General features: G+C 42.3%; 8 protein-coding genes and 3 tRNA genes. 2 read left to right on the top strand and 9 right to left on the bottom strand.

All coding sequences use genetic code 11. The features are described from left to right. Nucleotides 1-53: 53 nt before the first annotated feature. Nucleotides 54-1,079, bottom strand: coding sequence for a GGDEF domain-containing protein (locus L3V43_RS10555; protein WP_010605111.1), 1,026 nt, complete (start codon nt 1,077-1,079; stop codon nt 54-56). Between the two features lie 305 nt (nt 1,080-1,384). Beyond that, a complete protein-coding gene (locus L3V43_RS10550) occupies nt 1,385-2,425 on the bottom strand; it encodes an alkene reductase (RefSeq protein ID WP_235367649.1) in 1,041 nt (346 codons plus the stop codon). 156 nt (nt 2,426-2,581) lie between these two features. Here L3V43_RS10550 and L3V43_RS10545 point away from each other — a divergent pair, with 156 nt between their 5' ends. After that, on the top strand, nt 2,582-3,160 hold the full coding sequence (locus tag L3V43_RS10545; protein WP_010605113.1) for a TetR/AcrR family transcriptional regulator: 579 nt from the start codon (nt 2,582-2,584) through the stop codon (nt 3,158-3,160). Here L3V43_RS10545 and L3V43_RS10540 read toward each other — a convergent pair. The 3 genes from L3V43_RS10540 to L3V43_RS10530 all read right to left on the bottom strand — a co-directional run bounded on the left by L3V43_RS10540 (nt 3,157) and on the right by L3V43_RS10530 (nt 5,145). Further along, on the bottom strand, nt 3,157-3,972 hold the full coding sequence (locus tag L3V43_RS10540; RefSeq protein ID WP_235367646.1) for a hypothetical protein: 816 nt from the start codon (nt 3,970-3,972) through the stop codon (nt 3,157-3,159). The two genes, L3V43_RS10545 and L3V43_RS10540, sit on opposite strands and share 4 nt — an antisense overlap. Nucleotides 3,973-4,109: 137 nt before the next feature. Further along, complete coding sequence (locus L3V43_RS10535; protein ID WP_235367644.1) at nt 4,110-4,511, bottom strand: hypothetical protein; 402 nt, start codon at nt 4,509-4,511, stop codon at nt 4,110-4,112. A gap of 82 nt (nt 4,512-4,593) precedes the next feature. Beyond that, complete coding sequence (locus L3V43_RS10530) at nt 4,594-5,145, bottom strand: hypothetical protein (RefSeq protein WP_237116567.1); 552 nt, start codon at nt 5,143-5,145, stop codon at nt 4,594-4,596. Between the two features lie 373 nt (nt 5,146-5,518). On the opposite strand from L3V43_RS10530, the gene L3V43_RS10525 reads away from it, so the two are divergent. Then, the gene (locus L3V43_RS10525; RefSeq protein WP_235367642.1) at nt 5,519-6,874 is read left to right on the top strand and encodes a hypothetical protein; all 1,356 of its coding nucleotides are present in this window, start codon (nt 5,519-5,521) and stop codon (nt 6,872-6,874) included. A 349-nt stretch (nt 6,875-7,223) separates the two neighbouring features. Here the strand turns inward: L3V43_RS10525 and L3V43_RS10520 are convergent. The 4 genes from L3V43_RS10520 to L3V43_RS10505 all read right to left on the bottom strand — a co-directional run bounded on the left by L3V43_RS10520 (nt 7,224) and on the right by L3V43_RS10505 (nt 8,887). Then, nucleotides 7,224-7,314: transfer RNA gene (locus tag L3V43_RS10520), tRNA-Ser, on the bottom strand. Nucleotides 7,315-7,403: 89 nt separating this feature from the next. Beyond that, nucleotides 7,404-8,447, bottom strand: coding sequence for a quinolinate synthase NadA (nadA, locus tag L3V43_RS10515; protein WP_010605119.1), 1,044 nt, complete (start codon nt 8,445-8,447; stop codon nt 7,404-7,406). A gap of 133 nt (nt 8,448-8,580) precedes the next feature. Continuing rightward, nucleotides 8,581-8,656 (bottom strand) — tRNA-Lys (locus L3V43_RS10510). Between the two features lie 155 nt (nt 8,657-8,811). Continuing rightward, a tRNA-Lys gene (locus L3V43_RS10505) sits at nt 8,812-8,887 on the bottom strand. Nucleotides 8,888-8,958: the final 71 nt, after the last annotated feature.

The following is an 8,958-nucleotide window of genomic DNA, read 5'->3' as shown; positions in this document are numbered from 1 at the left end:
CTAGCGTCAGATTTAATCCCTCAAATTGAGCACCTTATTAAACCAAATTGGTATTAGAACAAATCTATATCAGAGCTCTCTTCCGGCGCTTCAATTTTATGCTCAGACAGCAACGCTTCGTAAAAACAAAGCATATCGCGACCGTTATCTTTTGCGTAATAAAGTGCTTTGTCGGCATTTTCAAGCACAGTGATAGGGAAATCATATGGACTAATGCGAGACATTCCAACACTGACGGTGAGCTTTTTTACGAATGGAAAGTGAGTATTTCGTACCAACTCCATAAACTCGTCCATCTTAGCTTTTATCGAATCGTAATCGGTTGGCTCAAAGACCAGTACAAATTCTTCGCCACCGAAGCGAAACAATAAGTCTGTGGATCGAAAAAACTGACGCATACGCTGCGCTAATAACAGTAAAACTTCATCTCCGCATACATGTCCATAGTTATCGTTGACTTTTTTGAAGTGATCGATATCCATGATAGCAAGCCACGAGGTTGCGCCTTTATGCACCGAGCGCACATCACCATGCCATACCGTTTTGTGTTGTTTGATAACTTGCTTTTCAATCAGTTGCTTTAAACGTTTTTCAAAGGTTTGACGGTTCAGTAGTCCGGTGAGTTTATCACGCTCGTTTTCGTGAAGAATGGTGAGATAATTTTCAAAAATGCGGCAAAATGCATTAAGTAGTACTTGATCTGCACTCGACAAGCCCGTACTGATAACTGCTATTGCACCAACCGGCTTTTCCTGAAGGCTGATTGGCACCCAACGATGCTCAGTGCCATCTTTCGCTTGTACCGTAATGATACAGGCCGACTGCAAGCAAGAAATTAATTCCTTATCTGGCTCTTTAACTAGGCTTCGCTCTTCCCAATCAAATTCCTTATCGGAGAGTTTTCTTAAGAGCAGGCTTCTCTCTATCGCGATCTCTCCAGGAACGAGCAAGTCCTTATAGACAGCGACCTCTTTACAGCCTATGAACTCTTGAATAGTAGATACTAAGCTATATTCAAGAGAATCAACGTCTCTCGTTTTTGTTATTTTGATAACGGAATTTAGTAAATCTTCTTGCATGTCCGACGCACTCACAACTGCATTGCTGGCATATTATTACACACTTAGCGAACAAATAAACTCCAAAGTACTCCTTTATTCCTATCAATGTTAAAAAATAAGCTACAATCCAGTTGATTATTAATTAGCAAATACTTGAGGGTTAAACACTTAACTGCTCTCAAGCTTAATTGATAAAGATGACAACTTTTGCATCAAAAGTTTTCGCTTTACCACTGACGCCTGATTTAAGCTTATGCAATGTACAAAAAAATGCCAAACTTAAGTGTTTGGCATTGCTATAAATCCATACTTATGGATTGGTTTTAGTCTAATGTTGCAAGCATAGACTCATCATACTCTTTCACGGCTTGACCAGCTTGCACCTTCTCCACATAATCAGGATTAGCAATAAACGGCCTACCAATGGCTAATAAGTCAAATTGTTGGTTTTGGATAGCCTCAGCACCTGATTCAGCCGTATAACTCCCCACACCTACTAACGTCCCTTTATAAATGCTGCGTAAGTAAGCTGAAGCACTGCCGCCCAAATAATCAAACTCCATTGCATCGTCGAAAATACCGAGATGCAGATAGGCTAAGTTGCGACTGTTTAACGCTTTAAGTAGGTAGTCAAATACCGCTCTGTCTCTTTGGTCGCCATCCATATTGAAGTAAGCACCCGGTGACACTCTCAGACCCACTCTGTCGGCACCAATACGCTCAGCGATAGCATCTGTCACCTCCAAAGCAAATCGGCTCATATTTTCTGGTGTTTGACCATACTCATCGGTACGCTGATTCGCAGCGTAATGTAAAAACTGGTCAATTAAATAACCATTGGCACCGTGAATTTCAACCCCATCAAAACCTGCTTTTATCGCGTTTGCTGCCGCTTGGGCATAGTCGGCAATGAGTTTTGTAATATCTTCCTTCGTCGCTGCTTTTGGCGTTTGGTAGGTTAAATCACGCATTCTTGGAATTGAACCTTCGATACCAATAGCCGACGGTGCTAAAACTTCTCCGTCAAAAAAGTACGGGTGCGCAACACGCCCAACGTGCCACAATTGCGCAAACATTTTCCCCCCCTCAGCGTGTACAGCATCGGTTACTTTTTTCCACCCTGCAATTTGTGCTTGTGTAAACAAACCTGGTGTATTCGGGTAGCCTTGCCCATCAGGACGAATAATCGTCGCTTCACTAATGATTAATCCTGCTTTGGCTCGCTTAGCATAGTACTTCACCATGTCATAGGTAGGAACTAAATCGTCGTCTGCCATACAGCGCGTCAATGGCGCCATCAAGATGCGATTATTGAGTGATATCGTGTTATTTAGCTTAACATTTTCAAAAAGTACCTGTGGCATGCGTGTCTCTCCATATTTGAATATACATTCAAGATATGGATTCTTGAATCATTATTCAAGTTAAACCTTTACATTTTTTTCATTGTTATCAAAAATAGGGGTGAAGTATTGGTATAATGACGGCGTTTAAACCCATTTGGTGCACCTAGGAAATCGATGAGAACAGCAGAGTTTGATAGAGAAACCGTACTGAGAAATGCCATGCAAGCATTTATGACTTATGGCTACAATAAAACCAGTATGCCCAAACTGACCGAAGTAACCGGACTCCATCCTGGTTCTATCTACTGTGCGTTCAAAAATAAAAAAGGTTTGCTATTAGCCGCTATAGATCAATATCAAGCAGACCGACGAGTGCATTATCAACAGCTGTTCGAAAACAGCACTAGCCTTCGCTGCGCACTTGAGCGATTCTTACAAGATCTCGTCGGTGAGTGTTTGGGCGACGAGTCAAAGAAAGTGTGTTTGCTCACCAAAACGCTTAATGAAATTGGCGAGCAGGATGCGGAAATTCAAACGGCACTCAGCGCTAACTTGCACCAATTTGAATCACTGATCAGGCAACAATTTTTAATGGTTTGGCCCGATAGTGAAGCATTAAGTGAAGATGAAGCCACAAAGAGAGCGCGTTTTTTCATTATGTCTGTATATGGTATCCGAACTTATGCAGCGACTCAGTGCGACAGCTCACACCTAAATGCGCTGGCGGATAGGTTATTGGAAGTCTCTATTTAAAGCCGAGAGCTTTGAGCTTGGCTAAACTGCTGTTTAAACGTATCGTGTAAACTCTTGTCTATGAATTCGAGATGCCAATTAATAAAGCGCTCGTCCACCGTCAAGCCCGCCAATACAGAATTAACCGCCGCTAAAAACCCGCGTGTAACGGGTGTATCCCAACAAGCGATATGCCCAGTAATAAATGGAGCAAAACCACTAATCGCAATTGGTACGGGTTTTTCTGATGCGTCTTTCGCGTGGTATGTAATAACCGAGGGATATTCAAGCAGCAACTCAAAGCGCTTGCTCATCAACATAGAATACATTTGTGCTTCGTTTTCGCTGCCTTCTTTCACGTAGAGCTGATCTGGTGGAGTCTGCTGTATCATGGCATCGGCAATATCACCATATGAGCGCTCTTTTTCTACGCCCAACAACCATTTGGGATGACTCGTTAACAATGCTTCTAGGTTTTGCTCGGTTTGTGCAGAAGACAATTGCGCGGAAGGTGCAGCAAAAACTTGTAGCCCTAAAAAGTAAGTGGTCGGCTCAGAAAATAGTAATGTTTTACTGCGCGCTTTATTCACAACTAAGTTTCTAACACACTCCCCTTCACCACCTGCAATATTTTTAAGCGCACGATCAACACTGGCATCAGACTGTGTAATCTCAAACTGAGTTAATTGGCTTTGCAGATAGGAAAATACACGACTCTCAGTGAGGACACCTTGAGAAGGGTTATTGTAAATTGTGATTGCTTGCGGCTGGGGCTGAGCGATTGAATAGCTACAACAAAGTAGCAAACCAGATAGTATGCCAAGTCTATTCATTGATACTTCCTTTTATTTCCCGTTGATACTTCCCACAGTAGTCTATTTTATACTGCAAATTATATCGTTGGAACAGATTCAAAATAAGTAAAACTGCAATTCGTCCTTTTCCGGATGTTTTCACACAACCATTTTATTTACTTTCGATACTTTTCATAGAAAGAGTCAATTGAGCATTCAAATAGCGCTTTTATATGATTTTTAGCCTCTGGAATTGAGACAAGCTTAAAATCGACGGAAACAGATTTACCACCAAATAGTCCAAAAGTAGCTGGCTTAGACACAACATCCAAAGTCAGTAATCCGCTGTTATTTTCTATTGGTGTCAATTGGTAAGAGGCGCACTTACCACCTTCATCGCCAAGTATAAAAAAGAACCCGCCACCTTCCCCTAGTGCCTCAAACAATTCCAATTCTTTGTCCCAAGGGTAATGATCAATAACATCCCAAGCCTCACGATAAGATTGTAATTCTTTTTCATAATTGATGAGCTCAGTGCCACCGTCACGGTGTTGATAATAGACTTTAACTCGTCTCATTAAATTTTCCTTATCCACTAACATCACATTTTTTGAGAATTTGCTGCCGTAGAAAAACCTTCAGCAGCTTAGTTGACATACTCTACATTTGCGCCGCAAATACGTCATGTATTTTCTCTCGCGTTAGTTGGTTGAAATCACCGTCATGATAGTTTTCGACATATTCAATAAAGGCGCTTGGAGTGATAGTAATAGCTGACAGAAGCCAGCTCGAACCGTCATCTTCATCATTATTAAACTCTACAGCTCCCCAAGACCAAGTCGCTTCATTATCAAGTCGCCAAATGCAAAACGTGACCTCTTCTATTTCGAAAGCCTCGTCATTCAGTACTTCCAACAGCTCTGTTGGCGCTCCCTCGTACATCCCAAGCCGTACACCGTACTCTTCTTGAGCATGAGGGCTAACTTCCGACTCATGATCGAACCCCTTGATAAGGATCGACTCGTCTTTGATCACAACAACAATATTGTCGCCGCCCCCATTTTCGTAAGTCGCGATATCAATACCAGAGGCCCAATTTTCGGTATAAGTAAAACAGCGCAAATACTCATCATCAGAGATTTCAATATCTAATGCCGCACAGGCCTTAAGGGCCAACTTAAATTCCTTATTTGATATCTTGTTGAGTTCCATCTTTTTTCTCTATGTTGGAGGTGAGTTATTATGTAATTTAGCACTTTCTAAGGTCTAAATTATGATGAGTGTCGCTGCTTTTTTGACTTTCAGAGTCAACTTCCGGAGCAGCTTAATTATGCTACTATCGAGCTTATAGTAAAATCCTAATAGGAACGCAGAAATTTCTCCTAATGCTTCAGGGGATTTGACTATATCTTATGACTAAGAGCGGATGATTTAGCACCAATAATACATCATGTAAATGCATCAAGTAGTCTCAACTATATAAAACCAAACAGAGAGAAAAATGTTTCTTTCTACTATTTTACTAACGAATGCTGACTTAACCCTTCATATAAGAAAGGGTTAAGTCAGCACAGGGACAGACAATATGGATATATCAAATACCCAATGGCATGCTAAAACCAAAGCTTCGCCTGCTACCTCATATCGTTCGAATACGGATACCAACCAGAACAATGCACGCAATACACAGGTGTCTGTTTCTTCATTGGCTGTGAAACTAAAAGAAGCACAACAGGCGATTGACGCAGCTCGTTTAAATCAGCAATCATTTCCACAGAATAACAACGTTTTAACGTGGCAAGCGCAAAGCAATCAAGAAAAGATTAATTCGGCTAAGTGGGAGTTTGAGCAACTGTCCAAACCTCAACTGGAGACTATCGCCATGGATCCCAGTAATACCTTTTCAAAAGCAGAGAAGACTGCTGCTTACGAAAAGTGGCATGCACTTGATCAACGAGCGTTGTCTGAGCTGAAGCGGAACGCCCTCAATGATGATAATGCAATGACATCATTTGAAGCTGCGCTATACACACATAGCCAGACATTCTCAGAACTCGGTAAAGCTATGCTCCCTGATGATTATCTTTCGCAAGCACAGTCACACTTCGAGTCAGCGCTCCAAGACATGAACTTATCAGCGCATACAATGAGCAATCAAGCTGAGCATTACTATAGCCTAATGGTTACAGATCTGTTTGCTGGCAATGAACCTAAAGTGCACAATGGCGCTGAAGGGATGTCTTCACATAACTTAGAACGCAGCAACTATGACTTCTTGACTCATAAAGACAGATTTATGCTGGCTGATATGTATGAATATGCAGAGAAAAGTGGCATAGATTTCGAGTATATTCAAAAACTTGCTAGTGACATAGGAAACTACCGACGACATGATGACGGCAAATTACTCAGTAATTTCAACGAGGGGCATTTTAATACCGAAGGCCAAAAGCTCACTGTCGGATTTACGCAAAGAGATCAAGCCTCTATAGATCGCCTGATGAATAATGGTGCACTATCTTCCAGTGCTCTGGACGCGGGCTTTGTATCTTTTATCACAGACCCAGGCCTTGGCGTACTCTCTCACCAAGGCAGCTACCAGTTTCTGGCACATATAGCGGAAGTAACAGCCGGTATTGCGACCAGTGACTCAGCAACGCAATTTAAAACGTTCACCGAGGCAAGTAGCATCAACGAGCGCTATGTCATGACCCAATCTGAAGAGAGTATTTCCCTCCCAGAACCGGATGTGACATGCAAAAACGGGGTCTGTGAGGTAACCGAAAAAGGACGGAAAAATGGCGTAACCTTAACGCAAAATACTCAAGTGCTCGCACCGCCTATTGAGTTCAAGCCCGCTCAATTTGATACCCTACTCCACCTGCAAACCGACCCCGATACTCAGAAATCAGTCTGGTTCGAATGGCTTTTAGAAAAGTAATTTTTAAACTTAAAGTGGGCGTTTCGTATTTTTGTAAATAAGATAGCGAAGTTATCTCCACCTTATGTTCGTTTGACTTAATATCTATCGCTGAGACATTTAAGTTAAAATAAATCATAGATACCCACCTCAAATTCGGATGGCTGTGCTGTCTGCAACTCCAACCGATAATCTAAGGCTAAATGCACAAGCAAAGATATTTTAAATAAAAATGACGTAAGCCAGAATGGCTTTCGAAGATGCGCTGTATTTAGGAAATAAAAACGAAGTTTAGGGTTTTCATAACCCCAAAATGTCCCCAAAAGTACAAACGGATTTTAGTAGGTAATTGATTTGAATAAAGAAGGAATGGCGGAGAGAGAGGGAGTCGAACCCTCGATACGCTATAAACGTATACACGAGTTCCAGTCGTGCGCCTTAAGCCACTCAGCCATCTCTCCGCACTGAATTGCGGGGCTAATACTATGAAAAGCCTCGCACTTTATCAAGCAGTTTTTTGCTTTTAGGATTTATTTGTCTATTAATCCTACTATTTCTGCAAGGATGCAGAAAAATCTAGCATGCGATTTAGCGAACGTAGTGCGCCTTCACGCAATTCCATATCAACGAAGACTTCTTTGCCCTGTGGGCTGATAAGCGCTTCTTCAATTGCCTGTAGGCCATTCATTGCCATCCAAGGGCAATGGGCACAGCTACGACATGTAGCGCCTTCACCGGCGGTTGGTGCTTCGAAGAACTCTTTCTCAGGGCAAAGTTGCTGCATTTTATAGAAGATACCGCGATCGGTAGCAACGATAAACTTCTGATTATCCATTTCTTGCGCAGCTTTAATTAACTGACTCGTTGAGCCTACTGCATCCGCTAAGTCTACGATTTCTGCAGGAGACTCAGGGTGAACCAGTACTGCGGCGTCAGGATGTAGCTGCTTCATGTCTTTAAGGGCTTTGGTTTTAAATTCATCATGAACGATACATGCACCGTTCCACATGATCATATCTGCACCCGTTTTCTTTTGAATATAAGAACCCAAGTGCTTATCCGGGCCCCAGATGATTTTTTCACCTTGCTCATCAAGGTGCTCAACAATCTCAAGCGCGCAAGAAGAGGTGACAATCCAATCCGCTCTTGCTTTTACCGCAGTTGAAGTATTGGCGTATACCACCACTTTTCTGTCTGGGTATTGATCACAAAACGCAGAAAACTCGTCGATAGGGCAACCTACATCCAACGAGCAAGTTGCTTCGAGTGTTGGCATCACAACGGTTTTGTGCGGTGTCAATATTTTTGCCGTTTCGCCCATAAAGCGCACGCCGGCTACGATGATCATGTCTTTGTCTTCTTGCTTAGCGCCAAAGCGTGCCATTTCTAATGAATCAGCAACACAGCCGCCAGTTTCTTCAGCAAGTGCTTGGATCTCAGGATCAGTATAATAGTGGGCAACCAGTACCGCATTCTTTTCAACTAATAGCGCTTTGATACGCGCTTTATACTCTGCTTTTTCTTCAACGGTAAGAGGGGCAGGTTTTGGAGGGAAGATATAATCTTCCGGCATAATACGTTCAGCTAGACTCATTTCTCGACCACTAGTCCACATTGCATAATTAGGTGGAATTATACGAAAAATACAGGGGTAATCCTAGCGAATGTTTAGCTCTAAATGGCGAGTTTAAGAAAGTATTTTGAATAATATATGAAGAATAAGAGGATGGTGGGTCATGATGGACTCGAACCATCGACCAATGGATTAAAAGTCCACTGCTCTACCAACTGAGCTAATGACCCGCTCAAGCATTAAAAGTGCCATTAATTCATCCTGAAGAGGTGTTCTGGCTCGTCGTCCTGACTCGCGTTCAAAAAGCTGCGAAGCGATGCTCCGGTCTTTTTTCACCCAACTGAGCTAATGACTTGCTCAAAACTGAATTAGTATGCTTGTAAAGTGGTGGGTCATGATGGACTTGAACCATCGACCAATGGATTAAAAGTCCACTGCTCTACCAACTGAGCTAATGACCCGCTCAAGCATTAAAAGTGCCATTAATTCATCCTGAAGAGGTGTTCTGGCTCGTCGTCCTGACTCGCGTTCA

This window comes from Pseudoalteromonas sp. L23 (assembly GCF_021728455.1).
Lineage (GTDB): Bacteria > Pseudomonadota > Gammaproteobacteria > Enterobacterales > Alteromonadaceae > Pseudoalteromonas.
The sequence above is the reverse complement of the archived record's forward strand: the minus strand, read 5'-3'. Positions and strand labels throughout refer to the sequence as shown.

What these genes read in the sequence shown, in the direction of transcription:
- L3V43_RS10555 (WP_010605111.1), bottom strand. Translation starts at nt 1,079, where the DNA reads ATGCAAGAAGATTTACTAAATTCCGTTATCAAAATAACAAAAACGAGA.
- L3V43_RS10550 (WP_235367649.1), bottom strand. Translation starts at nt 2,425, where the DNA reads ATGCCACAGGTACTTTTTGAAAATGTTAAGCTAAATAACACGATATCA.
- L3V43_RS10545 (WP_010605113.1), top strand. Translation starts at nt 2,582, where the DNA reads ATGAGAACAGCAGAGTTTGATAGAGAAACCGTACTGAGAAATGCCATG.
- L3V43_RS10540 (WP_235367646.1), bottom strand. Translation starts at nt 3,972, where the DNA reads ATGAATAGACTTGGCATACTATCTGGTTTGCTACTTTGTTGTAGCTAT.
- L3V43_RS10535 (WP_235367644.1), bottom strand. Translation starts at nt 4,511, where the DNA reads ATGAGACGAGTTAAAGTCTATTATCAACACCGTGACGGTGGCACTGAG.
- L3V43_RS10530 (WP_237116567.1), bottom strand. Translation starts at nt 5,145, where the DNA reads ATGGAACTCAACAAGATATCAAATAAGGAATTTAAGTTGGCCCTTAAG.
- L3V43_RS10525 (WP_235367642.1), top strand. Translation starts at nt 5,519, where the DNA reads ATGGATATATCAAATACCCAATGGCATGCTAAAACCAAAGCTTCGCCT.
- nadA (WP_010605119.1), bottom strand. Translation starts at nt 8,447, where the DNA reads ATGAGTCTAGCTGAACGTATTATGCCGGAAGATTATATCTTCCCTCCA.